General features: G+C 67.1%; 18 protein-coding genes and 3 tRNA genes. 8 read left to right on the top strand and 13 right to left on the bottom strand.

The genetic code is table 11. The features are described from left to right. The 5 genes from VGC47_11135 to VGC47_11115 form a co-directional block, all read right to left on the bottom strand. On the bottom strand, positions 1-140 hold a 140-nt coding region (locus VGC47_11135), incomplete at its 3' end, for a GTP-binding protein (protein ID HEX9855857.1). Positions 141-173: 33 nt separating this feature from the next. Beyond that, positions 174-247: transfer RNA gene (locus tag VGC47_11130), tRNA-Met, on the bottom strand. A 175-nt stretch (positions 248-422) separates the two neighbouring features. Beyond that, positions 423-494 (bottom strand) — tRNA-Thr (locus tag VGC47_11125). 207 nt (positions 495-701) lie between these two features. Then, positions 702-784, bottom strand: a tRNA-Tyr gene (locus VGC47_11120). A 51-nt stretch (positions 785-835) separates the two neighbouring features. After that, complete coding sequence (locus tag VGC47_11115) at positions 836-1,705, bottom strand: M48 family metalloprotease (protein HEX9855856.1); 870 nt, start codon at positions 1,703-1,705, stop codon at positions 836-838. A gap of 229 nt (positions 1,706-1,934) precedes the next feature. Here VGC47_11115 and VGC47_11110 point away from each other — a divergent pair, with 229 nt between their 5' ends. From VGC47_11110 to VGC47_11090, 5 genes are all read left to right on the top strand, one after another. Next, the gene (locus tag VGC47_11110; GenBank protein HEX9855855.1) at positions 1,935-6,446 is read left to right on the top strand and encodes a S8 family serine peptidase; all 4,512 of its coding nucleotides are present in this window, start codon (positions 1,935-1,937) and stop codon (positions 6,444-6,446) included. 285 nt (positions 6,447-6,731) lie between these two features. Further along, the gene (locus tag VGC47_11105; GenBank protein HEX9855854.1) at positions 6,732-8,705 is read left to right on the top strand and encodes a hypothetical protein; all 1,974 of its coding nucleotides are present in this window, start codon (positions 6,732-6,734) and stop codon (positions 8,703-8,705) included. Positions 8,706-8,793: 88 nt separating this feature from the next. Continuing rightward, positions 8,794-9,741 (top strand): sulfotransferase, encoded by a 948-nt coding sequence (locus VGC47_11100; GenBank protein HEX9855853.1) that lies wholly within the window; start codon positions 8,794-8,796, stop codon positions 9,739-9,741. A gap of 16 nt (positions 9,742-9,757) precedes the next feature. After that, complete coding sequence (locus VGC47_11095; GenBank protein ID HEX9855852.1) at positions 9,758-10,768, top strand: lysylphosphatidylglycerol synthase transmembrane domain-containing protein; 1,011 nt, start codon at positions 9,758-9,760, stop codon at positions 10,766-10,768. Positions 10,769-10,801: 33 nt separating this feature from the next. Next, on the top strand, positions 10,802-11,746 hold the full coding sequence (locus VGC47_11090; GenBank protein ID HEX9855851.1) for a sulfotransferase: 945 nt from the start codon (positions 10,802-10,804) through the stop codon (positions 11,744-11,746). 3 nt (positions 11,747-11,749) lie between these two features. Here VGC47_11090 and VGC47_11085 read toward each other — a convergent pair whose 3' ends face one another. From VGC47_11085 to VGC47_11075, 3 genes are all read right to left on the bottom strand, one after another. Beyond that, the gene (locus tag VGC47_11085) at positions 11,750-12,781 is read right to left on the bottom strand and encodes a DUF2304 family protein (GenBank protein ID HEX9855850.1); all 1,032 of its coding nucleotides are present in this window, start codon (positions 12,779-12,781) and stop codon (positions 11,750-11,752) included. Between the two features lie 126 nt (positions 12,782-12,907). Further along, the gene (locus VGC47_11080; protein HEX9855849.1) at positions 12,908-13,381 is read right to left on the bottom strand and encodes a hypothetical protein; all 474 of its coding nucleotides are present in this window, start codon (positions 13,379-13,381) and stop codon (positions 12,908-12,910) included. 40 nt (positions 13,382-13,421) lie between these two features. Beyond that, positions 13,422-14,483 (bottom strand): SAM-dependent methyltransferase, encoded by a 1,062-nt coding sequence (locus tag VGC47_11075; GenBank protein ID HEX9855848.1) that lies wholly within the window; start codon positions 14,481-14,483, stop codon positions 13,422-13,424. Between the two features lie 56 nt (positions 14,484-14,539). On the opposite strand from VGC47_11075, the gene VGC47_11070 reads away from it, so the two are divergent. The 3 genes from VGC47_11070 to VGC47_11060 all read left to right on the top strand — a co-directional run bounded on the left by VGC47_11070 (position 14,540) and on the right by VGC47_11060 (position 18,921). Beyond that, complete coding sequence (locus VGC47_11070) at positions 14,540-15,748, top strand: PQQ-binding-like beta-propeller repeat protein (protein HEX9855847.1); 1,209 nt, start codon at positions 14,540-14,542, stop codon at positions 15,746-15,748. A 117-nt stretch (positions 15,749-15,865) separates the two neighbouring features. Then, positions 15,866-17,521 carry an FAD-dependent oxidoreductase gene (locus VGC47_11065; protein ID HEX9855846.1) on the top strand — a complete coding sequence of 552 codons (1,656 nt, stop codon included), beginning with the start codon at positions 15,866-15,868 and terminating at the stop codon, positions 17,519-17,521. Continuing rightward, complete coding sequence (locus tag VGC47_11060) at positions 17,518-18,921, top strand: ATP-binding protein (GenBank protein ID HEX9855845.1); 1,404 nt, start codon at positions 17,518-17,520, stop codon at positions 18,919-18,921. Before VGC47_11065 ends, VGC47_11060 begins: the two co-directional genes overlap by 4 nt. 272 nt (positions 18,922-19,193) lie before the next feature. On the opposite strand, the gene VGC47_11055 is transcribed toward VGC47_11060, so the two are convergent. The 5 genes from VGC47_11055 to nuoK form a co-directional block, all read right to left on the bottom strand. Then, positions 19,194-19,688, bottom strand: a complete 495-nt coding sequence (locus VGC47_11055; GenBank protein ID HEX9855844.1) for an META domain-containing protein — start codon at positions 19,686-19,688, stop codon at positions 19,194-19,196. Between the two features lie 109 nt (positions 19,689-19,797). Further along, positions 19,798-21,309 (bottom strand): NADH-quinone oxidoreductase subunit N, encoded by a 1,512-nt coding sequence (locus tag VGC47_11050; protein ID HEX9855843.1) that lies wholly within the window; start codon positions 21,307-21,309, stop codon positions 19,798-19,800. Positions 21,310-21,313: 4 nt separating this feature from the next. Further along, positions 21,314-22,894 carry an NADH-quinone oxidoreductase subunit M gene (locus VGC47_11045; protein HEX9855842.1) on the bottom strand — a complete coding sequence of 527 codons (1,581 nt, stop codon included), beginning with the start codon at positions 22,892-22,894 and terminating at the stop codon, positions 21,314-21,316. Between the two features lie 16 nt (positions 22,895-22,910). Continuing rightward, entirely contained in the window at positions 22,911-25,052 is a 2,142-nt protein-coding gene (gene nuoL, locus VGC47_11040; GenBank protein HEX9855841.1) for an NADH-quinone oxidoreductase subunit L, read from the bottom strand. Next, positions 25,049-25,354 (bottom strand): NADH-quinone oxidoreductase subunit NuoK, encoded by a 306-nt coding sequence (gene nuoK / locus VGC47_11035; GenBank protein HEX9855840.1) that lies wholly within the window; start codon positions 25,352-25,354, stop codon positions 25,049-25,051. Before nuoK ends, nuoL begins: the two co-directional genes overlap by 4 nt. Positions 25,355-25,360: the final 6 nt, after the last annotated feature.

Below are 25,360 nucleotides of genomic sequence, written 5' to 3'. Positions count from 1 at the left end.
GTAAACCGAGTCGACCCCGACCCCGCCTCCGCCAACACCTTCGTAATCGCAGCCGTCAACGTCGTCTTCCCATGATCAATATGACCCATCGTCCCCACATTCACATGCGGCTTCGTCCGCTCGAACTTCTCCTTACCCATGGTGGGTGACTCCTTGTCGTATCTCGATTTCCGTAGCGGCGGGCGGACTTGAACCGCCGACCTCTCGATTATGAGTCGAGCGCTCTTACCGACTGAGCTACGCCGCCTCGATCGGCTGCCGTTCCTCGTTCGTCACTTCGCGGGCCCTCCTCCGGGAGCCGGCTCGCGCCCGTCGGAGGCCGAGCCCCCTCCGGGATTTGAACCTGAAACGCCCACAGTCCCAACCGGGCAAGACGTCCGGTCAGCACGCAAGGCGTACCACGCTCCTCCAGGCGGAGGCCGAGCCCCCTCCGGGATTTGAACCCGGGACCCCTTCCTTACCATGGAAGTGCTCTGCCACTGAGCTAAGGGGGCGTTTCCGCAGGCCCGGCGGTTCCGCACGAGCCGAGCGATTCTAAACGTCGGCCGCCGGCTGCCGGCCACCCACACCCTCGAAGGCGGCCGGCGACCGAGCCTGCCCACTGACGAGGCGGCCCAGTGACCGGCCGGGCCCAGTCACGAGGCGGCCCAGTGACGGGCCGGGCCAAGTGACGGGGCGGCCCGGTGGCGGGCCGAGCCCAGTGCCGGGAGAAGGATTCGAACCTCCGTAGGCGATAGCCGGCAGATTTACAGTCTGCTCCCTTTGGCCGCTCGGGCATCCCGGCTCGGCCCGACAGGTTACATCGGCCGGAGTGGGGCGACTCGGCTCCCGGGCGTCACCGGATGCCCATCGCCATCTCCTCGAGGCGTGCGATGCGCTCGGGGATCGGAGGGTGCGTCGAGAACATCTTGGCGACCCCGCCCATGCGACCGCCGCGGCGCCCGAAGGCCTTGAGGGGGTCGGCGATGAACAGCTGCGAGATGGCAGGGTTCACCTCCATCGGGATCCGCGACGTGCCCGCCTCCAGCTTGGCGAGCGCCGCGGCCAGTGCCATCGGCGAGCCGGTCAGCTGCGCTCCCGAGCGATCGGCTTGAAACTCGCGGGAACGGCTGATGGCGAACTGGATGACCATCGCCGCGAGTGGCGCAACGATGATGGCCACGATGGCGCCGATCGCTCCGAGCGGGTTGTTCCTGTCGTTGCGGCCCATGCCGCCCCAGAACGCCATCCTGCTCAGGAACGACAGGGCGGCTCCGACCGTGGCGGCGATCGACGAGATGAGGATGTCGCGGTTCTTCACGTGCGACAGCTCGTGGGCGAGCACCCCCTCGAGCTCCTGGTACGACATGAGGTCGACGATGCCACTCGTCACCGCCACGGCTGCGTGACGCGGGCTGCGGCCGGTGGCGAAGGCGTTCGGCTGCTGCGATTGGATGAGGAAGATGCGCGGGTCCGGCATGCCCTCGCGTTGCGCCAGCGATCGGACGATCGAGTACACGTTCGGGAGCTCGGCCTCGGTGACCGGCTTGGCCCTGCTGGAGGCGAGCGCGATCTTGTCCGAGAAGAAGTAGATCGCGAGGTTCAGGGCTGCCGCGATGGCGAGTGCGATGACGGCACCGCCCTGGCTACCGAGCGCCCAGCCGACCGCCACGAGCAGACCGCCGAGGAGGCCCATGAGCCCAACGGTCTTCAAGTTGTTGTTCATGGACGGAATCGTATCCGCCCGTGGCCGCTAGTGATGCGACCGCGCCTGGCGTCGCAGGTTCGGGCGGGCCCGCGCACACCGCAGCCCCACCGCGCGAACGCGCCGCGTCGCCGCCGCGACCACTTGCCGCGTTCTCGCGGTGATCGCTAGTGTTCAAACGTGGAGTGTTGGATCGGGCTTGCCCCCGCTCCGCCTAACAGAAGCGTCCGCTAGGGGAGGATGGACATCCGTGTCAAGACGGACCTTCGCGGTACTTGCCGCGCTCGCAATGATCGCCTCGATGATCGCGCTGGTACCGGCTGCGGCCGGCGCCGCGCCACTCTCAGGGGACGATCTCGAGAGAGCTGATGCGAAGATCGCCAGCGAGAACCCGTTCAAGGGCCTCTCCGCCGGTATCTTCATCGTCAGCCTCGACGACGCCCCCGTCGCAACCTACGACGGCGGTGTCGGGAATCTCAAGCCAACAAGCATCCAGGCAACCGGTGCCGACCGGCTCGACGTCGATTCGGCTCCGGCGACGGCGTATCGCGACCACCTCGAGCTGGCGCACGCCAAGCTCCTCGATCGCATGCGTCGCGACCTGGGGCGTGCCGTCGACGCCGAGTTCGAGTACTTCATCGCGACGAACGGACTCGCCGTCTCCCTCACACCGGACGAAGCGGCGCGTGTCCTCCGCATGCCGGGCGTCGCAGACGTGGCACCCCAGCGGATCCACCGTCTCGACACCGACCACGGACCGCAATGGATCGGCGCCCCTTCGATCTGGGACGGCAGCGCCACCGGCGTGTCGACGCAGGGTGAGGGGATCCTCGTCGGCGTCCTCGACACCGGTATCAACCCGCTCAACCCATCGTTCGCCGAGGTCGGTCCTGTCGACGGCTACGTGCACGTCAACCCGTTCGGAGCCGGCAACTTCGTCGGCGTCTGCGACCCGGCGGACCCGGACTTCCAGCCCGGGTTCACGTGCAACAACAAGCTCGTCGGTGCGTACAACTTCACGACCGGCGCCGGACCCACGGACGAGGACGGCCACGGCTCGCACACCGCGAGCACAGCGGCAGGCAACCTCGTCAACGCAACGGTGGCGGCGCCGACATTGACGATCAACCCGACGATCAGCGGGGTTGCTCCGCACGCCAACGTCATCTCCTACGACGTCTGCCCCGGCGAGTCCTGCGAGACGGCGGCGATCCTTGCTGCCATCGACCAGGCGATCGCCGACAGCGTCGACGTCATCAACTACTCGATCGGCAGCGAGACGCCCGGCAACCCGTGGGCAGACTCGGATGATCTGGCGTTCCTCAACGCCAGGGCCGCAGGCGTATTCGTCGCCCACTCGGCTGGCAACGAGGGCCCCGGCGCCGCCACGGTCGGCTCACCCATGGCCCCGTGGATGACCCACGTCGCTGCCCTCACGCACGACCGCAAGTACGACAACTCTCTCGTCGACATGTCGGGTGGGGACACCGCTGCCCCCGCAGACATCCTGGGCGTTGGATTCACGAGCGGGTATGGACCGGCCCCGATCCTGTACGCAGGTGACGTTCCGTCCGGCCTCACGGCCAATCCTGAGTTGTGCGGCGTGGGCGCCCTCGGCGACTTCGTGTCGCCATGGCCTGCCGGCACATTCAGCGGCGAGATCGTCGTGTGCGATCGCGGGGTGTTCGGCCGCGTCGAGAAGGGAGCCAACGTCCTGGCAGCAGGAGCAGGCGGCTTCGTCCTCGTCGACGACGGCGGCGGCCTCGTCGGCGATGCACACGAGTTGCCCGGCGTCCACATCACCGCATCAGACGGTGCAACCCTCGAGACCTGGCTCGCCAGCGGAACAGGGCACACAGCGACGATCACGGGCGCCACGGTGAACGTCGCCGACGCCAACGGCGACATCATGGCCGGCTTCAGCTCACGGGGGCCGAATCGGTCGGCAGACACGATCGCCCCGAGCGTCGGCGCCCCGGGCGTCGACATCATCGCCGCCAACGGTGTCGGCGGCGAGGTCAGCTGGGGCTTCAACAGCGGCACTTCCATGGCGAGCCCGCATGTCGCCGGATCGGCGGCGCTGCTCATGTCGCTGCATCCCGACTGGACGCCGGCGATGGTCGAGTCGGCGCTCATGACCACCGGTAAGAACACCGGCGTCGTCAAGGAAGACGGCGCGACGCCGGCCGACTGGTTCGACATCGGCGGCGGGCGCGTGCAGCTGTTCGACGCCGCCAACGCCGGTCTGGTACTCGACGAGTCGCTCGGCAACTACCAAGGCGCCGACCCGGCGCTCGGCGGGGACCCGACCCAGCTCAACCTGGCGTCGATGTCGAACGCGGCGTGCGTGCTCGGCTGCTCGTGGACGCGTACGGTCACGGCGACGGTCGCCGAGACGTGGAACGTCACGACCTCGGCTGAGGGCGGGGTGGCCCTGTCGGTGACGCCGGCGGAGTTCACGCTCGGCGCCGGCGAGTCGCAGGAGATCACGATCACCGCCGACGTGACCGGTGCGCAGTCCGACACGTACCACTTCGGCCTGGTCGAGTTCGAGCCGGAAGGCTCGGGTACGGGCGGGAGTGACGTGCCGATGGCCCACATGCCGGTCGCGGTGCAGCCCACGACGGGCGACCTGCCCGGCGCGGTCGACATCATGACGCGGCGTAACGCCGGATCGTGGCCCGTCAACGACATCACGGCCCTCGAGATCACGGATCTCACCGTGACGGTCGACGGACTAGCCGCGGCGGACGTCGAAGAAGGCAGCCTCGATCAGGACAGCGACAACGGCAGCCCGTACGACGACCTGTCGGACGGGGTGCTGGTGAAGCTGGTCAGCGTCCCGGCCGGAGCGACATCGCTCCACGCCGACGTGCTGACGTCCGAGGCGCCCGACCTCGACATGTTCGTCGGGTTCGATACGAACGGCGACGGCATCCCGAGCGAGCTCGAGGAAGTCTGCGTGAGCGCATCCGGCACGGCGCTCGAGTCGTGCACCGTCGACAACCCCGACGAGGGGACCTGGTGGGTCATCATCCAGAACTGGGGAGCCTCCGCCTCGCCTCCCGACGGGTTCACGCTGGCGACCGCCGTCAACGACGGTACGGACGCGGGCAACATGACGGTCGAGGGCCCGGCGACGGTGCCACAGCTCGATCCCTTCGACGTCCGAGTGTTCTGGGACATCCCGAGCCTCCAGGAAGGCGACGTCTACTACGGCGCCTTCTCGCTGGGAACCGACCCAGGCAACCCGGGCAACATCGGGACGATCCCCGTCACCTTGACCCGCAAGGCCGACGACGTGACGAAGTCGGTGTCCAGCACGACTGCGGCGCCCGGCGACACCTTGACCTACACGATCACGGTGCAGCCCAACGTCACGGTCGAGGACCTCGAGTACACGATCACCGACTCGATTCCCACCGGCCTCACCTACGTGGACGGTTCGGCGACGAACGGGGCCACGGTGACCGACGGACTGCTCGAGTGGACGGGAGTGCTCCCGAGCCCGGCGCTGGCCGCCGGGGACTACGTCGTGACCACGAGTGCAGGCGACCCGTTGTGCGACACGGGATTCGGCGGCTACGTGAACCTGGAGGACTTCGGGTTCGCGACCGACGCAGGCATCTCAGGCGACACGGTGGCCTTCACCGCCTTCGCTTCGGGTGACCCGTTCGCGTTCTACGGCGAGTCGTACGTGGGGATGGGCTTCACGGACGACGGTTTCGGGATCTTCGACGTCGGCTCGAACTACGCAGGCCAGCCCTGGGTAGCGCAGAGCATCCCGGACGCCGCTGCGCCGAACAACGTCGCAGCTGCTCTGTGGCACGACTTCGAGATCGCCTACGACGCAGGAGCCAATGCGGGCGTGACGCTCGCCACGGCGGGCGCTCCCGGCGGCGTGGCGATCGTCGAGTACGACGACGTCGTCCTCTTCGGAGAGACGAGCTCGGTGGCCGATTTCGAGATCGTGATGGCTAGAGCCGTCGACGATACGCCCGGGTTCTACGAGGTGGTCTACGCGTACGACAACATCTCGATCAATCCGAACCCGGCGACCATTGGCGCCGAGAGCGTCGGCGGCACTCAAGCCGTGGCCCTGCTGAACAACGGCGACACGGCCGGCGTCATCAGCAACGGCTTCCAGGTGTGCCTGGACTGGGTCGGCCCGTCGTTCGACCCCGTCGAGATCTCGTATGACGTGACGGTCGACAGCGACGCCATCGGTGTCCTCACCAACCAGGTGACGCACGACACGGACAACCCGGGCAGCCAGCCTGAGAACACCAGCGTCGACGTCTTCGTCAGCACGCCGTTGCAGGCGATCAAGTCGGTCAAGAAGGCCCTCAAGGACCTCCTCGACAGTGGCGAGCTGAACGAGGTCGACACCGCCAGGACGCTCAAGGCGAGGAACCGCCTCAAGGCAGCCACCAAGGCCAAGTTCTGGGTGGATGGGGACACGCTCGTCGTCCCGGACGGCAAGCGGGTGTTCAACAAGGTCAAGTATGCGATCAACGCCATGCAGAAGGTGAACGGTGAGGATCTGGGCGACCACATCGACCAGCTCGTCGCAGCCACCAGGGCCGTCGCCGCGGCGGCGATCGAGCAAGCGATCGCGGTCGGCGCCCCGGACGATCAGATCGCCAAGGCGCAGAAGAAGCTCGCCAAGGCCGACACGGCGGCAGCCAACGGCAAGCCGAAGCTCGCAGTCTTGCGCCAGCGCAAGGCTTGGGTGAGAGCCACCGATCACATAGGAGGCTGACGACCGGGTCGCCTCGACACGACGGTGGGAGCGCCCCCTCGCGAGGGGGCGCTCCACTTTCGGGAGCCGATCACAACGCCCGCCTCGCCGTCGTCGAGGTGGCTGTGGCGGCTCTTCACCTGTGACGCTCGATCCTGCACACGCCACGGTCCGACATATGCTGGCACCCGCCATCATGTCTTCACCCGAACCAAGCGGATGAACGGCCCGAGTCGGTCCCAGACGAGCGAGCGATCCCGAGCCGGGCCAGATCTCCCGAAGCGTGCACTGCACCTCGCACCCGCCGTGGCGCTCGGTATCCTGCTCCTCGACCTCGTCGGAGGGGTGCCCGGCGGGGTGCTCGCCGCGCTCGTCATGCTCTTGGCGCCCGGCTGGCTCGTGTGGAGGCTCCTTCCGGACGGCGTCGTCCCCGACGCCCCCCTGGCCCTTCCGGGGGTGTGGATCGTCTTCTCGTTCGCCGTGGTCAGCCCGGTGCTGGCGGCAACCGTGTCCTTCGGGCTCGACGCCTTCGCAACCGAGTGGTACCTGCTCGGCGTGCTGGTCGTGCTCGGCGTATTCGCCGGCGACCGGGAAGGCCCGGCGTTGGCGCCGTGGGGCCGCTGGGATGTCGCGGTGGTGGTCGCCGGGGTGGCGGCCCTGGTGTACAGGGTGATGACCTGGCACGACTCGGGCGACGACGTCACCTACCTCGGATTCATGAGGCCGCTCGCCGAGGGAGCCGGGTTCCCGACGTCGAATCCGTTCCTGACCGGTGACGTCCCGCTCCCGCCTCGGTGGCGCCTCGACGGGTGGACGGGACTCACCGGCGTCATCGCCCACCTGGGTGACGCCGATCCCGCCGGCGTCTACTTCGACATCCTGCCGCCGATGCTGCTCGTCCTCGGCGCGTCGGCGCTCTACGGGCTGGCGAGGGTGCTCTCCGACGACAGACGCCTCGCGGAGCTGGCCGCAATCTCGGCGCTCGTCGTCCCACTGCTGACGAGCGACTCGATCAAGTCGGTCTTCAAGTTCTGGTACCAGTCGATCGCTCAGAACAAGTACGCCGCCCTGGTCGTGTTCCTGCCGACCGTCGTCGCCCTTCTCATCTCGGCGACCCGTCCGCCTCGGGCGCTGCGGACGGTGGTCGCGGCCGTGGCGCTGTGGGCTTTGATGTTCGTCCACCCGGTCGTCGCGGTCCTCGCCGTGACCGCCTTCGTCGCCTTCCGGGTGGTCGAGGCGCTGGCTGCCCGGCAGCTCGAGAGGAGCATGGTCGTCTGGTCGCTCGTGGCGATCGTGCCATTCGTGTTGACCGCGGCGGCCGCGTCGTCGATCGGTGAGCGGCACGGGACGAGGATCGGCGACGTCGAGCGCCTCTCCGAGATAGCGCAGCCGACGGTGCACATCGGCCCGATCGACATCTGGGAGCCTCGCCGCCTGACGATCCGCAACACGGAAGGAGCAAGCGTCGCCGCCGTCTTCGTGAGCGGACACGCCATCTCCGATAGGCGGCGCGTCGCCTTTCTGGGCAACGGCTTCCCGATCGCCCACTGGAGCTTGCTCGGGAATCCGGCTAACCTCCTCGTCCTGCTCGCCGTCGGGGTTGTGATCTTCCGGCGCCGTGGCGACCCTGCTGCGTGGTGGATCCTCGCCTCGACCGCCGCCGCCGTCTCGGTCTTCGTGCTGCCCCCGTTCGCCGCGGCAGTCGGCCGATTCATCACACCCTGGCAACTGTGGCGGTTCGCGTGGCTGATGCCGGTCCCGTTCGCCGTCGCCTGGCTCATCTCGCTGATGAGGGCGCCATCGCGCTGGAGAGTCCCCGGCGCCGTCGCCGTCGCGGGCCTGCTCGTGCTGACCTTCGCCCTCTCGTCGCACAGGCACCACCTCCGAACCGGACCGCCCGCCGGAGACCGGCGCCTGGCGCGTCAGGTGGCGGCGCTCGAGGGAGAGGAGGGCGTGCTCCTCGCCAACAACGAGGTCGCCGATGCGGCCGCGTCGGCGTACCGAGACATCGAGGTGGTCTCGTTTCGCGGCCTGACGAGCATGTCGAACGCCTTTCCATCCTCGCGAAGAGACGAGGCATACGAGCGATTCAGCGAAGCCCGGCTCGTCTTCGCCAGGCCGACGTCCGACGACGAGAGAAGGCGGATGTTCGCCAAGTACGGCGCCGACCTCGTCGTGCTCAACTCGGAACAGGTCGACCGACTCGACGAGGAGGCCCTCGGGCTGGAGCTGATCGGCAGGATCGGCGGAGGCAGCAGGCTCTACAGGGTCACGCCATGAGCCGGGACGGCCCCACGGGTTGCCGCGACCGCGCCACGGGTAGAGTCGGCGGGCAGGGTCTCCCGCCTCAGACTCGAGGTTCCTCGCCATGAGTGGCACACCCGCACACATCTCCATCCTCGGCTTCGGGCGGTCCGGTACGACGTGGCTCTCGGACATCGTGTCGAAGGCCTCGGGGCAGGCGTTGCTCTTCGAGCCATGGCATCCCGAGGTGATGGATGCCTCACGGGAGCTCTCCTACCGGTCTGCGTACTCGGAAGAAGAGTCGACTCGGGTGGCGCGGCACCTCGATGCGGCGCTCGCCAAGGAGAAGCGCGTCGCCTGGCTGCTGCGCAATCACCTCCCCTGGCCGCTCCACGAGACCGACCCGGCGCTGATCGGCGAGATCTGGGAGCAGGTCGAGATACTCGGCTTCAAGACCATACGAGCGCCGATGGCGCCCGACTGGATCGTCGAGCATTTCGGGCGGCGGATGCTGTATGTCGTGCGGCATCCCCTCGCCGTCGTCGCGTCCATCCTCAGAAGGAGGAACTTCTGGGAGTTCGGCTGGCCGGACACGTACGAGATCTTCGCCAGGAACGCCTTCGCGGTCCACGACGGCGCCACCGCAGAGGCCCTGGAGGCCTTCGAGAGACGCAGGCCGGCAAGATCCGACGTCGAGAGGATCGCAACGATGTGGGCTGTCACGCACGCCGTCGCCCTGCCGAAGCTCGAGAAGCTCGGTATCGCCGTCCTCCACTACGAGGACTTCTACGACCAGCCGTTCGAGGCGGCGCGGCGTGCCCTGAATCAACTCGGCCTCGAGGATAGGGGGATCCTTCCTACGTACCTGTTCACCCCTGCGATGACCACGTTGCGCACGATGCACGGCCAGGGAGGCCTCAAGGAGACCGGAGGCGCCTCGATACCGCCGGACTTCTTCTGGCGCGACACGCTCACCGGCGAAGACCAGAAGTTGGTGCTCGACGTCGTCGCCGACTTCGGAGTGTGGCTCTACGAGCCAGACGGATCGAAGGCCAGTGCGACCATCTCCTGACGGCGAACGGTCGCGCATGGGGCGAGGGCCACGGCTCGCAATGCTCGCATTCGGGATCGCACTGTTCGTTCTCGTGCTCGCTGTCACGGGCGCAGGCCGCATCGGTGCGATCGTCGATGCCGACCCGGCATGGATCGGTGTCGCGTTCCTCCTCGGCTTCGGGGTGACCATCGTCAGCACGTTCAGGTGGGGGTACGTCACGAACTGCCTCACCGGCCGGGAGACGCTGCGGTGGCCCCAGTACTGGGCCGCCCTCATGACCAGCCGAGTCCTCGGGCTCGTCGTGCCCAGAACGGCCAGCGACCTCGGCGTCCGCTTCGTCACCCTCACCGGGGTCGGCAGGACCACTCCGGAAGTGGCGGCGGCCTCGGTCGCCCTCGATCAGCTGTTCGACATGGCACTGCTGCTCGCAGCGCTCGTGCCGAGCCTCCTCCTGCTCGGGGGGGCGGGCGTTTGGGCCGTGGCGTTCGGAGCGGTCGCGGTCACCACCTCCGTGGTGGCGATGCTCCACCTCGGGAGGGCAGTGCAGTGGTTCTCAGGGGTTCTCGCCACCCTGGCTACCCGGCTCGGGAACCGCGGCGGAGGCGTGGGCGCCTTCTTCCGACGCAGGTCGGAAAGCCTGGTTCGCCTCTCACGGGTCGAGCACTTCACGACTCGCCAGGCGACGATCCTGGCTGCGGCGACCCTCGCTCGGTACGCGCTCAACGCTGCGATGTTCTGGTCGCTCGCCGAGGCACTCGAGCTGCCGATCAGCTTGTGGACGTTCGTGCTCGCAGGGGCGGGGGTCCAGCTGTCGCTCGTCGCCGCCATCACACCTGGAGGACTGGGGATCATGGACCTCGGGTGGGTCGGCCTGCTCACACTCGGTGGAGCATCCTCAGAGGCGGTAGGGCTGTTCATCGTCGGTCAGCGTGCATTCCAGTACACGTTCTTCCCCGTCATGGCAGGCCTCAGCTACGTCACCGTCTTGCGGAGAGGCGATCGTGCCGTCGCCGAGGAGCCGAGCGAGGAGACGGCACCCGGGTAGGCTGCGACGAATCGCCTGCTCCGGACCCCACCCATGAGCGATGCTCCTCTCCCCGTCCTGTTCCTGCTCGGTTCGGGCCGCAACGGCAGCACGGTTCTCGCCAACTTGCTCGGCTCGGCGAACGGCGTGGCGAACGTCGGCGAGATCCACTGGATCTGGGAGCGGGGCGTCGCCCAGAACCGGCTCTGTGGCTGCGGCGAGCCCTTCCTCGAATGCCCTTTCTGGGGAGCCGTGCTCTCACCAGCCGAGGAGCAGGCGGCAGCCGCAGCCCACGAGGCTGGGAGGCGGGCGACACTCGAGGGCTTGCGCCCACTGCGGTTGGTCGGGCGGCATTGGACGAGGCGGGCGTCGGAAGCGCAGCGCCGATACGTGTCCCGCACCGACCGCTTGTATCGCGCCGTCGCATCTGTAGCCGATGCCGGTGTTCTCGTCGACTCCTCCAAGCGACCGGTCTACGCCTTCGCCCTGACGAAGGCCCCATCGCTCGACGTGTACGTGGTTCACCTCGTGCGCGACCCGCGCGCAGTCGTGTTCTCGTGGCGGCGCAGGAAGGTGAACCCAGACATCGTGGGCGGCGGTCTGATGGCCGTTCATCCTGCGTGGAAGACCGCAGCAGGTTGGACCGTGTGGAATCTCATGGCTGAGCTGCTCGGAGCGAAGCGCAGGGGCCGCTACCTGAGGATCAGATACGAGGATTTCGTCGCGGACCCGCTCTCGACGCTCCAAACGATCGGAGACTTGGTCGGCACGGCCGTCGCCCCCGACTTCACATCACCGACCGATTTCGAAGTGGAGCCGAGCCACTCGATCTCGGGGAACCCGAGCCGCTTCGACGTCGGCACGGTCCGCCTCAGCGAGGACATCGAATGGATCGGCGGCATCGGGCGTCGCGATCGAATCACGACGACCGTGCTGACCTGGCCTCTCATGTTGCGGTACCGCTACCCGCTCAGGAGGCGGTCGGGCAGCGGGCGGTGACGCTCACGAGCGGAGCCACACCTTGAGGATCGTCGCCAGGAATCCGAGTGGATAGCCGAGGCGGGCCGGCTTCTTGCTCTCGCCGTGGCTGCGACGGCGAATGTGCACCGGCACCTCGATCATGCGCAGGCCCTTCATCGCCGACTCCATGATGATCTCGGGTCCGTTGAACCGGTCCTCTCTCAGGTCGAGGAGGGCGAGCTTCTCCGCCCTGATGGCCCTGAACCCGTTCGTGCAGTCGGTTATCTCCGTATCGCCGAGCAAGTTGATGACCTTCGTGAAGATCTTGATCCCCACGTCACGGACGCCGCCGGCGTCGTCGTAATCACCGAGAAACCGCGACCCCTGCACGTAGTCGGCCTCACCCGAGAGGAGCGGGGCGAGGAGCACCTCGAGCTGATCCGGCCGGTGCTGGCCATCGGCATCCATGGTGATGACGATGTCGGCGCCCCTCTGCAGCGCGATCGCGAATCCGGTGCGGAGGGCATCGCCCTGTCCCCGGTTGACCCCGTGGGTCGCCACCGAATAGCCGGCCCTTCTCACAACGCCCTCCGTGTCGTCGTCACCTCCGTCCACGACGATGATCGGATCGAGGGTGTATCCCTCGACATCGGGCGGGAGGTCATGGAGGACCCCGCCGATCGCCTGCTCCTCGTTGAAAGCTGCGATCACGACGGCAGCGCTGTCGCGATGATCGGGGTCCTCGTTCTCGCGTTGGAACGACTTGACGGCGTCGTTCCGCACGAGCGACCCGAATCGAACCTCCAGGTGGTGGAGCCGGGATCTCGTCCGAAACAGGATGGCCGCCATGACGCCGGTGACGACGACGAGGGTGGCGGACAGCCTGTTGGGGAGCCGGAAGAGCGAGCTGGAGAGGTCGGCCAGAGCAGGCGCTACCGAGAGTGCGATCGTCCCGCCGGCCGCGACCATCCACAGGAGGGTGTCGCCTCGCGAGAGCCGCTGCCGGCTGCGGAGTACGAGGGTGAGCGCGAGTACGAGCACCCCGATGACGATGCCGACGATGCGCACCGTCACCTGGAGCGATCCTCACGGGACGTCACACCAACTCCTGGCATCTGATGCGAATGGTACCGACCGGAGCCGGCTACGGACCGAGGCTGCACCGGGACCCGAGCAGAAGGTGCTCGGGTACGCGGACCGTCAGGCGTCGGGGTCGCCCGGCAGCGGATCGGACGGGTTCTCGCAGTAGAAGGGATCCTGGTCGCGGGCGGCGTGATAGAAGTACTGGGATCCGTCGACGTCGAGGACGGCACGCCAGCCGTCGACGAGCGCTTGCGTGTAGCCGACTCCGGGCTCGGGGCATCCGATGGCGCCGTTCGGCCAGACGACGTCCTCGGTGAGCAATATCTCGATCTCGCCCGGGTCGATGTCGAGCCGCTCCGCGAGATCGGCGATCGCCTTGGCAACCGGGCCGGTCATGGCCCCATCCTCATCCGGCGGTGCGGTGGTGTCCACCGGCGGCGCCGTCGTGGAAGGTGGCACGGTTGTCGTGTCGTCGGCAGGCGTCTCGGTGGTCGTCGGCGCTGTGGTGGTGCCTGGTGTGTCCGTGGATTCGCCGCATCCGGCCAGCAGAGCAGCGGTGACGGCGACAACGGCGAGCAATCGGATTCTCATGGTTCCCTCCTCGTCTCGTCGTCGATGGGACGGCGCAGGCTCATAGAGAGTTCCCTCCCTTGGTGGCCACGAGCACCCTGAAGTCCCCGAGGCCCCTGGGATGCATGATGGTCTCGGCGTCGCGTAACTCGGAACGCACCGCCAGCCGCTGCCACTCGTCACCCGACCTGGCGAGGTCGAGCTCGCGCCTGCGCAGGTCCGCCAACCGGTCGCGGAGACCGTTGGCGCCGAGGTACTCGTCCTGACGGTGGATCTCGACGGATGCTCCTGCGCCGGCTGCGACGTCGGCGAGTGCCGTGAAGTTCACGTCGACCGTGATGTCCGTCGCTCCAGGTTCGAGAAGTGGATCGGGGCCGAGATGGTGGGATCGGTACGTGCGAAGAGTCCCCGTCGACCGGCGGGGCTGCAGTTCTTCGGTTGTGCCGCCGTAGTCGAAGACGATGACGGCTCCGCGCTCCACGAATCGCAACGCATGTTCGAGCCACCGGCCTGCCGCCAGCTGCACCTCGACGATGACGCCGTCAGCGGGCGGACCGCCGAACCTGTCGGCCCACACCTCCACATCGGGGCGGGCAGGAGCCGAGACGAGCTCGAGACGCCGGCCGTCGAGGCCGACCCAGCGCTCTTCCCAACGCCCCGAGACGCTGACGACGATGCTGACCGGCAAGTTGTCGACGAGCTCGTTTGCAACGACGACACCCTCGACCGTCCGGTCCTCGGGAATGGCTTCGAGCACGCGATCGGCGACGTCGTGTAACGCATCCCTGGCGGCGGGAGACACCTCGACGGCAAGCACTTCGTCCGGTCTCCTCTCGAGCGCTCCGAGGAGCGGCCGCAAGAGGGAGCCCGACCCGGCACCTGCCTCGACGAGCGTGAAAGGCCCACCCAACGTGCGCTGGACCGCCGCCACGGGACGTGCCAGCGTCCTGCCGAACCACGGGCTCACCTCGGGGCTGGTGAGGAAGTCGCCGCGATGCGTCGACCGGACGACGTCCGAAGAGAAGAATCCTCCGTCCGGCGAGTAGAGAGCCAGCGCCATGAATCGCTCGAACGGAATGGGCCCATGCCGAGAGATCTCGTCTGCGATCGAGTCGAGGACCACGACGTGGAAGCGTAGGTGCCGCCGCGACAACGGCGATCGCAGATAACGTCTCGAGCGTGAATCGAGGACTCTTCGCCGCCATGACGGTCCTGTTGGCGTCGTGCACGTCGCCCGCATCGACAACGGGCGTTGCGTCGTCGACCACCGTCGCAACCATGCAATCCCCGGCGACCACCGCCTCGACGGCCGTCGAGGCCACGACTTCGACGCAGACGACCGCCTCGACGGCCGCCACGACCACGACCACGACCAGGACGGCGTGTCCAGCTTTGGGCGGCGAGACATCGGAGGGAGCCGAGATCACCGACGTCGTCCTGGCCGCCTATCCCGTCGAGGGAGGCGACGCCGTCTGGTCGATCCCGCTCAACGGCGAGCTCATCTCGATGGCGATCGGCAACTCGCTCCTCTTCCTCGGGTCCCTCGACGGAGTCGTCACTGCTCTCGACCCCGACACCTGCAGGCAGGAGTGGCGCCGGGTCGTTTCGCCGACTGCGCTGCGAGTGTCGGCGACGCCGGGCGCCGTGGTCGTCGACGGGCTCGGCGTTCTCGCTTCGCTCGACCCGACGACGGGTGAGGAATTGTGGTCCGTGCAGCCTCCGATCCCGTTCGGCGTCGTGGCGGGGGTCTTCGGCCAGGGGATCCTGATGACCGTCGAGGGCTACGGAGCCATGACGTTCGATCTGGCGACGGGCGGCCTCCTCCTCGACCTGCCGTTCGAGAACGCCCCTCTACGGACCGTCACCGCAGACGAGTCGCAGGTGTACGCAGGAGGAGCCGGGATCATCGTGAAGCCCGTCACGGGTGGCGACACCGTTTGGGAGTCCGACGTCGACGCCGACGTCCTGGTGTCAGACGGCGGGCTCCTGTTCGGCGCGACGGACGAGGGCCTCGTCACGGCCATGGACGCCGCGTCCGGCGAGCCGCAATGGCAGGTCCAGCTCGACGGGATCTCCGGGTATCTCGCCCCGCCGGCGGTCGAGCACGACGAGGTCCATCTACTCGACTCCGACAGCCGGCTTCACCACCTGGCGGTCGAGGATGGATCAGAGGTCTTCGTCGGTGAGCTGCCTGCTGCGCTGGCGTTCCCCGAGCTCGACGACGGGTTGGTCCTGGTCGAGGAGCTCGGCGTCGTGACGGCGATAGACCTCCAGCACAGAGAACGATGGGGATTGGAGACCGGGGCGAACGGAGTCGACCGGTTCACCAGGGTCGAGGTGTTCCGCAACCTCGCCATCGCGCTCACGTACTCCGAAACTCTCCTGTAGCTTCGCCGCGGTGCTGCCGTCGAGGCGCCCCCCGGTCCGCTGCGGGAGGCGGCGGCCGGCAGGCATCGGCGGCGATAACCTGACGCTCGGTGCACGACGGGACGGAGGTGGGCGAACGTGGCGAAACCGGTGATCCTGGCGATCGACGACGACCCTCAGGTGCTGGCGGCCGTGCAGCGGGATCTGCGCACGCAGTACGGGGCCACGTATCGAATCATCGCGGCAGGCGGCGGGGCGGACGGCCTCGACACGGTCGCTGAGCTGAAGCGCCGCGGCGACGAGATCGCCCTGTTCCTGGTCGACCAGCGCATGCCGGAGATCTCGGGAACCGAGTTCCTCGGACGGGTGGAGCCGACCTTCCCCGACGCCAAGCGGGTGCTTCTCACTGCTTATGCCGACACCGAGGTCGCCATCCAGGGGATCAACACCGTCGGGCTCGACCACTACCTCATGAAGCCATGGGATCCTCCCGAGGACAGGCTCTACCCGGTCCTCGACGACCTGCTCGACGACTGGGCGGCGGATCGGCCGGCGCCGTTCGACGGAGTGAGGGTGCTCGGACCTCGCTGGTCTGCCCTCACGTACGAGGTCAAGGACTTCCTGGCGTTGAACCAGGTCCCTTACCGCTTCATCGACGTGGAGCGCGCCGAAGGCAAGTCGCTCCTGGACGTCCTCGGTGCCGACGTCGAGTTGCCGGTCATCACGTTCCCCGAGGGCGACCACCTGTCCCGTCCTGACAAACGGGCGCTCGGCACGAGGATCGGCCTCCAGACGGCCCCGATCGACGCCTTCTACGACCTCGTCATCGTCGGGGCTGGGCCGGCCGGCCTCGCAGGCGCGGTGTACGGCGCTTCCGAGGGGCTCCACACCGCCGTCATCGAGCGGGAGGCCACGGGAGGCCAGGCCGGGACCAGCTCCAAGATCGAGAACTACCTCGGGTTCCCGAACGGGATCAGCGGCGCCGACCTCGCAAGGCGGGCCACCGCCCAGGCGAAGCGACTCGGCGCCGAGATCATCAGCCCGGTCGAGGTCGCCGCCGTCCGGATCGAGGAGCCGATGCGCGTCGTCGAGCTGAGCGACGGCGCCGAGGTACGTGGCAGGGCCCTGCTCATCGCCTCCGGAATGACGGTCAGGAGGCTCGACGTGCCCGGCTACGACGACTTCGCCGGGGCGGGGGTGTACTACGGAGCGAGCGTTTCCGAAGCGGCCAACTACCGGGGCGAGGAGGTGTTCATCATCGGCGGCGCCAACTCCGCAGGGCAGGCGGCCATGATGTTCTCACGCTTTGCGGCCAAGGTGACGATCGTCGTCCGCGCCGAGGCGATCGGCGAGAAGATGTCTGCGTATCTCGTGGATCAGGTCGAGGCCCGTGAGAACATCGAGGTCCTCACGAACACGGTCGTCGAGTCGGTGTCCGGCGGGAGCCACGTCGAGAAGATCACGTTGCGCAACGCGGCGACGGGAGACGAGGATCAGCGCCAGGCGAGCGGCGTTTTCGTCTTCGTAGGGGCGCGCCCGCACAGCGATTTCTGCCGCTCCCTCGTCGAGTGCAACCCGCAAGGATTCATCGTGACCGGCTCCGACCTCGTGGTCGACGGCCGTCGGCCGAAGGGCTGGCCCCTCGATCGCGACCCATTCCTGCTCGAGAGCTCGGTGCCTGGGATCTTCGCAGCCGGCGACGTGCGGCACGGCGCAGTGCGCCGGGTTGCCTCGGCCGTTGGCCAGGGCTCGATCTGTGTGTCGTTCATCCACCGCTATCTGGAGACGGTGTGAACCAGATCGACCGGGATCGACTCCGGGGAGTGCCCCTCTTCTCAGATCTCCCGGATGCCGATCTCGACTTGCTCGGCGAGAGCCTGGTCGAGATGACGCTCGAGGACGACGAGGTCCTCTTTCGCGAAGGCGACGAGGGCCGAATCGCATACGTCGTCACGGAGGGCGCCGTCGAGGTGTTGAAGGCGTCGGACCGGCGGGACGTGCTCATCGCAGTCACGGAGGAAGGCGGACTGGTCGGCGAGATGGCGCTCCTCCAGGGGCACCCTCGTCTCGCCACGGTGAGGGCGCGCGGCAAGACGAGGCTCCTCGCCATCGACAAGGTCGACTTCGACCGCCTCCTCGATTCGAGTGCTGCCGCATCCCGGGCGGTGTTCAAGCTCCTCGTGTCGCGAACCAGAGAGCTCGAGGAGCAGATTCGCCAGAACGAGCGAATGGCCCAGCTCGGGACGCTCGCCGCCGGTGTCGCCCACGAGCTGAACAACCCTGCCGCGGCCGTCAAACGAGCAGCAGAAGGTCTCGGGTCGGCCATCGACGCAGACGGCGACGCCGTGGCGGGGATGTGGCGTGCAGAGGTGGATGAGGAGCGAGCCGGTCAGGTCGTGGCGGCCTTCCACCACGCCAAGGAGATCCTCGAGCGTGAGCGCCCTCCCCTGTCCGCACTGCAGCGCAGCGACGAAGAGACAGGCGTCGAGGAAGCCCTTGCTTCGCTCGGTGTCCCCGAGGCGTGGGCACTCGCTCCGGACGCGGTTGCCGCCGGTTTCCGAGCCGAGGACCTGGTGGAGCTGCGGTCCGATCTCGGCGAGGCCGCTGAGCGGGTCGTCCGTGCCGCCATCGCCGACGCGGCCGCCAAGCGCCTCGCCGCCGAGATCGCAGAAGGGGCCGCCAGGGTGTCGACGATTGCTCTCGGCCTCAAGTCCTACGCGTACCTCGACCGGGCGCCGGTGCAGGACGTCGACGTGCAGCGGGGCATCGAGGACACCATCGCCATCCTCGGCCACAAGCTGCGCCAGGTCACCCTCGAACGGGACTTCGACGAGGACCTGCCGAAGATCACCGCCCTCGGGACAGAGCTGAACCAGGTGTGGACGAACCTCATCGACAATGCGGTCGATGCGGTGTCCGAGGTCGCCGGAGGCGTGGTCACGGTTCGTACCCGCCCGGGTGAAGGCACCGTCGTCATCGAGGTGGAGGACAACGGTCCCGGGATACCCGACGAGATCAGACCGCGCATCTTCGACACGTTCTTCACCACGAAGCCGCCGGGAAGCGGCAGCGGCCTGGGCCTCCACATCGTCAGGAACATCGTGGTGCTCGAGCACAACGGAGACCTCACCGTGGAGTCCGAGCCCGGTCGTACCCTGTTTCGCGTGGAGTTGCCCGTGGAGGGCGCCGGCTAGAGGCGCCGGCAGAGCCGCCCGGCGAGGTGGAGCGCGTAGGCCGGGGACGGGCATCCTCCGAGCCCCCCAAGGTCTAGCCATACTGTGCCGCCGCACACCGTGTCGAGGAGGCGCTCCGTGTTCCAGACGCCGTGGCAGGTCGCGATGCGAGCTCGCGACCCAGAAGAGGAAGGCAGGGTCGCCACGACCCAGATGCGTCAGAAGATCGTCGTGGCGTGCACCGCCGGCGGAGGAGCAGTTGCCGGGAATCCTCCGGGACGGACCACCAGGAGTCAGTCGGCCGGGACGAGGCGAATCACGATCTCGGACGACGTGCCGACAAGCGTCAGCGCATCGTCGAGTGCAATGAAGCGGGGGTCCTCTCGCAGGGTTTTGAGGAGTTCGTCTTCGAGGTCCTGGGCCTTCTGGTCGCTGCATGTGTCTGCGGTCGTTCCGATGCTCACCACTATCAGCCGATCACCATCGAGGGAATATCGGCCGTCGAAGTCGTTGCAGCCCCCGCTCCCAGTCACGGTGTCCTCATCGAATCGAACCAGCGGCGTCCGTCCCGCCACCGGTGGTTGCCCATCAATCGACGAAACCAGCCAGGCGGTTCCTGCCAGCGGGTTGGCGTCGACGGTTGGGCTCGAGTCAACGGCGCACGATGTGGCGACAACGACGGCAGCGACCATCGTGAAGAGCGCGGCCCTGTTCGAAGTCACACTAGAAACCGGTCGAGAGCACTGCTGCCACCCGGCGGCGGCGGCGAGTTGCACAGGTTTGGCCATCAGTACCTCCAAATGGCGTTCCCATCGTTGTTCGGTTTCCAATATGAGCATGTCAATGGCCGCCAGTAACCGTCCGCCCCGGACGGCGGCGTAGGCGGGCGGCCCGGTATCAGAACCCTGAGGCGAAGTCCTTGGTGAGGGTCGCCAGGTCGGCGATCCAGGACGGGTTGATCCCGATGGCGATCGTCCCGATCACGGTGAGCACCATGGCGAAACGCAGGCTCGGACCGATGGGACGACCACCGATCTCGACGGCGGGGACGGTCTCCGGCACGGAATCCATGAACGCCGACTTCACGACCTTGGCGTAGTACACGAAGGCGATGACCGAGTTGACGACTGCGATCACCGCCAGGGCGGTCGCCGCCCCACCACCGACCGAAAGCACGGAGCGGAACATGACGAACTTGGCGAACCACCCGGCGAGCGGGGGAATCCCGGCGAGCGAGAAGAAGAAGACGGCGAGCATGGTCGCGATCCCCGGGCTATACGAGAAGAGGCCCGCCCAATCGTCGATCTCGGCGCTCTCGAGCTTGTTGGCGCCGGCGATGACGACTGCGAACGCCCCGAGATTCATGAAGGCGTAGATGAGCAGATACGTGACCGAGGCAAAGAAGGCCTCCTCGAGCTGGGCGCCGGTCACGTCGGAGGCGACGGCTGCCCCGAACGGGACGAGGATGAAGCCACCCTGGGCGATCGAGGAGTAGCCGAGGAGGCGGACGATGTTCGTCTGCCGCAGCGCGGCCAGGTTGCCAACCGTCATCGAGAGCGCCGCCAGCACCCACAGCACCGGGCCCCACAGCGACGCCACTTCGGCGAAGGCCAGGAAGCAGATCGTGAGAAGGCCGACGAACCCCGCAGTCTTCGAGACGACGGAGAGGTACGCCGTGACAGGGATGGGCGCTCCCTCGTACGTGTCAGGCGTCCAGAAGTGGAAGGGCACGGCCGACACCTTGAAAGCGAAACCGAGCAGCGTGAAGATCACGCCGACGATGAACAGCGGCTCGTCGACGAAAGCGGCCGAGGCTGCCCTGATCCCCGTGAACGTCAGCTCGGCCGTCATCCCGTACACGAGGGACATCCCGAACAGGAGCAACGCGGCCGAGAGGACGCCGATGATGAAATATTTCAGGGCGGCCTCGTTCGACTTGGCGTCTCCCTTGCGCCAGCCCGCCATCAGGAACGTCGGCCCGGTGACGAGCTCGAGCCCGACGAAGATCGTGATCAGGTCGCGACTCGACGCCATGACGATGGCGCCGAGCACCGATGCGAGCATCAAGAAGTAGAACTCGCCCTGCCAATAGCGGTCGCTCTCGATGTATCCGACGGACAGCAGCATTGCCACGAAGGCCGAGCCGAGGAACAGGCCCTTGAGCACGAGAGCGAACGTGTCCACGACGTACGAGTCGCCGAACATGATCCGGTTCCCCGTCTCGGTGCAGAAACCGAGACTGTCACAAAAGCCGAGCGTGAGGACCGGAACGAACGCCGCGAACAGCCCGACCAGGCCGACGACTGCGGTGTAGTACTTCGGAACCCTGAGGAGGTCCACGACGAGGACGGCGAGGACGGTGATCCCGAGGATGATCTCGGGGAGGATGGCGTGGTAATCGACGTTCAAGCCATCATCCTCCGATGAACCTCCACCCATTCTGGATGAGCTGAACGACGGCGTCGTTCGTCGAGCCGAAGACGATCCTCGGGAACACGCCGATCGCGATGATCGACACGACGAGAGGCGCCCATGCCGCCATCTCCCACCTGTCGACGTCGTGGAACACACGGCCCTCCCACTCGGCCGGCGGCTCCCCGAAGTTGACTCGCTGCAGCATCCACAGCAGGTATCCCGCCGCCAGGATCGTCCCGACCGCTCCGAGCACCATGAGCGTGCGGAACAGGTTGACCGAGAGCCCCTCGAGCGGGTTGAACGCAGCCAGCAGGGACATGAACTCTCCCCAGAAACCGGCGAGCCCCGGGAGCCCGAGGGAAGCCATGGCCGTGAACCCGAGGATGCCGCCCATGATCGGCATGAGCTTCTGATTGCCGCCGAGGCGCGCCATCTCCCTCGTGTGGTAGCGGTGCGACATCGAGCCTGCCAGGAAGAACAACAGCCCGGTGATCACGCCGTGGGCGACCATGCCGATGATGGCGGCATTGATGCCGATGTCGGTGAGCGTTGCGATTCCCAGCATCACGAATCCCATGTGGCCGACCGATGAGAAGGCGATGAGCCGCTTCATGTCCGTCTGGGCGAGACATGCGAGCGATGCGTAGATGATCCCGATCACGGCCAGGATCCCGATCGCGGGAGCCCAGTTCTCGGCCTCGTCGGGGAGGACCGGCAGGGCGATGCGCACGAATGCGTACGTGCCGAGCTTCAGGAGGATTGCCGCCAAGAGCACCGAGCCGACGGTCGGGGCGGCGGTGTGGGCATCCGGGAGCCAAGTGTGGAACGGGAACATCGGGACCTTGACGGCGAAGCCGAGGAAGAGCGCCGCAAATACCCAGAAGGCGAAAGTGCCGGTGAACAACCCGCTCCGCATGGACAGCTCGAGGATGTCGAACGTCCTATCGGCGCCCGAGTCTCCCGACCGGAAGTAGAGGCCGAGGAAACCGAGCAGCATGAACGCCGACCCGAACAGAGTGAAGAGGAAGAACTTGATCGAGGCGTAGAGGCGCATCTCCGTCGTGCGCTTGAAGACGGGGATCGTCACCTCGTTGCGGTCACCCCAGATCCCGATCATGAAGTACATGGGCAGCAGCACGACCTCGAAGAAGACGAAGAAGAGGATCAGGTCGAGGGCGACGAAGGTCCCCGTCATCCCGGTCGCCAGCACCAGGATCAGCGTGAGGAACGCCTTCGGGTTGTGCGGATCGGGCCAGTGGTTCCAGCTGTAGAGGATGGAGAGCACCGTGATGAACGTCGAGAGGACGACGAGGGGGAGCGAGATGCCGTCGACGCCGATGTGGTAGCGGCTGTTGATCGCATCGATCCACTCCAGGTTGGTGCCGGCCTGGAACTCGTGGGCAGCACCGAAGTCGAACTGGATGGCCAGCACCACTGACAGGATGAACGAGGCGCCGGCGAACCCCAATGCCAAGGCCTTCTGCGCCTCTTCGTTCGCCTTCGGCGTCAGCAGCACCGCCGCCGCGCCGACGACCGGCAGGAAGACGACGAGGCTCAAGAGCCAGCCGTTGTCGAACATCAGAACGTTCCTCCCGTCACGTGGTTAACCCGTTGTAGATCACGAAACCGGCCACGAGCAGCACCGTGCCCGCGAAGAGCAGCGTGGCGTACTGCTGCACCCTGCCCGATTGCAGCAGGCGAAGCCGACCCCCTCCAAAGCTGGTGATCCCGGCCGAGGCGTTGATGGCGCCGTCGAGGGCTCGCTGGTCGAACAAGTACACGAGCTTGCCTGCTGCGCGAGCCAGGAAGCCTGCACCGTTGACGACGAGGTCGATGACGTGGCCGTTGAACCAGTCGACGCCGCGCGCCACCGGCTCGCGGAGCGGCTTCACGACCCCGTAGAAGTAGGCGTCGTCGATGTAGTACTTGCGACGGAGAAGTGGGTACAGGAGAGGGACGCCGAAGGCGTCGCGAGCTCGCTGGGTCTCTTTGTCCTCGAACCAGATGCGGTAGCCGATGAGGATCCCGGCGGCCGCCGCCAGCGTCCCGATGAGCGCCACGCCGAGATCGAGCGACTCGGCGTGGTGCTCGAGCTCGTGGAAGCCGGCGAAGAACCTGGCCCCGACGCCGTCCGTGAAGAGCGAGGTGACCCCTGGGATGTTGATGAGCCCCGCCACCACCGAGAAGCCTGCCAATGCGACGAGCGGGTAGGTCATCACGTTCGGTGACTCGTGGGGGTGGCCGTCCCCCTTGTACTCACCGAAGAACGTGAGCGAGACCGCCCTCGTCATGTAGAAGGCGGTGACGAACGCACCCGCGATGGCGACGACGAGCACGAAGTCGGCGAGCCACGCTCCTCCCTGCGCGACGGTGTAGCCATCCGCCGATCCGGCGAAGCGGATCGACGCCAGGATCTCGTCCTTCGACCAGAACCCGGCGAGGGGGACGATGCCCGCCAGGGCGAGGGCCCCGATGACGAAGGTCGAGTATGTCTTCGGCATGAACCTACGGAGCCCACCCATGTCGGACATGTTGTTCGAGTGGACGGCGTGGATCACCGACCCGGCACCCAGGAAGAGCAGCGCCTTGAAGAAGGCGTGAGTGAACAGGTGGAAGAGACCGGCCGTGTAAGCCCCGGCCCCCATGGCGGTGACCATGTAACCCAGCTGCGAGAGGGTCGAGTAGGCGAGTACCTTCTTGATGTCGTCCTGGACGAGGGCGATGAGACCGGTCAGGAACAGGGTGAGGGTGCCGACGGCGATGATGACCCAGCGCACCTCGTCGGCGAAGCCGTCGACCGCGTAGAACGGGAACATCCTGGCGATGAGGTAGACGCCTGCGGTCACCATCGTGGCGGCATGCATGAGCGCCGAGACGGGCGTGGGGCCCGCCATCGCGTCGGGAAGCCAGACGTGCAGCGGGAACTGGGCGCTCTTGCCCATCGCCCCGATGAAGATGGCGACCCCGCCCCAGAAGGCGAAGCGGCTGAGCGGCGACCCGCTGCCCGACGCGATCACGTCCATGATGTCGGTGAAGCGGAACGAGCCGACCGACAGCCCGACGATGATCGCCCCGATGAAGAGGGCGGCGTCTCCGATCTTGTTCGTCAGGAAGGCCTTGATGGCGGACGAGGAGGCGTCGTGGTCCTCCCAGTAGTGCCCGATGAGCAGCCACGACGCCACCCCGACGAGCTCCCAGCCGACGATGAGCTGGATCAGGTTGGGGGCGGAGACGAGAACGAGCATGCCCCCGCCGAACAGGGTGAAGGAGGCGAAGAACCACGTGTAGCGGGCGTCTCCCTCCATGTAGCCCTTGGCGTACACGAAGACGAGGGTGCCGACGACGCCGACGACGAAGTACATCATGATCGAGAGGCCGTCGACCATCCATCCCCACTCGAAGACCAGTGCGCTGCCGATGTTGTCTCCAAGCGCCTGCGTCCCGATCTCGGCGAGCGTCACCGATCCTTCGTACGTGATGCCCTGTGACATGTTCATGAAGAAGAGGACGATCCCGTAGAGAGCCACGAAGCCCATCGAGCCGACTGCGAGCTCCCAGCCCCGATAGGGGAGCTTCTTGCCCCAGAAGACGATGGCGAACGTCAGCACCATCGGGACCACCGGGATGAGCCAGGCCGCAGAGAGCAAGGGTCCGCTGGTCGTGAGGTCGGCGGCGTGCTCTGCCCCCTCCTCTGCGGTGGCGAGCACGAGCGGCCCGAGTGCGGCGAAGACGCTCACAGCTTCAGCAGGTCCAGCTCGTCGACGTTGGCGGATTGGCGGTTGCGGAAGATGAGCAGCACGATCGCCAGGCCGATGCCGACCTCGGCGGCCGCGACCGCGATGATGAACAAGGCGAATATCTGGCCGCCAGCGAGAACGTCGCCCCAGGCGGCATCGAACGCGACCATGTTGATGTTGACGGCGGCGAGCATCAGCTCGACGGACAGGAGGATGAGGACGGCGTTGCGCCGGGTGAGGACGCCATACACGCCGAGGCTGAACAGGCCCGCCCCGAGCACGATGAACTGGGAGATCAGCACGGGCTC

This window comes from Acidimicrobiia bacterium (genome assembly GCA_036396535.1).
Taxonomy (GTDB): domain Bacteria; phylum Actinomycetota; class Acidimicrobiia; order Spongiisociales; family UBA5794; genus DASWKR01.
Note: the sequence above shows the minus strand (reverse complement) of the source record. Positions and strands in the feature narration are given on the sequence as shown.

Bases quoted from the DNA above. Each gene is read 5' to 3' on its own strand.
- VGC47_11115 (HEX9855856.1), bottom strand. From the start codon at position 1,705: ATGAACAACAACTTGAAGACCGTTGGGCTCATGGGCCTCCTCGGCGGT.
- VGC47_11080 (HEX9855849.1), bottom strand. From the start codon at position 13,381: ATGAGAATCCGATTGCTCGCCGTTGTCGCCGTCACCGCTGCTCTGCTG.
- VGC47_11045 (HEX9855842.1), bottom strand. From the start codon at position 22,894: ATGTTCGACAACGGCTGGCTCTTGAGCCTCGTCGTCTTCCTGCCGGTC.
- VGC47_11055 (HEX9855844.1), bottom strand. From the start codon at position 19,688: ATGGCCAAACCTGTGCAACTCGCCGCCGCCGCCGGGTGGCAGCAGTGC.
- VGC47_11090 (HEX9855851.1), top strand. From the start codon at position 10,802: ATGAGCGATGCTCCTCTCCCCGTCCTGTTCCTGCTCGGTTCGGGCCGC.
- VGC47_11095 (HEX9855852.1), top strand. From the start codon at position 9,758: ATGGGGCGAGGGCCACGGCTCGCAATGCTCGCATTCGGGATCGCACTG.
- VGC47_11100 (HEX9855853.1), top strand. From the start codon at position 8,794: ATGAGTGGCACACCCGCACACATCTCCATCCTCGGCTTCGGGCGGTCC.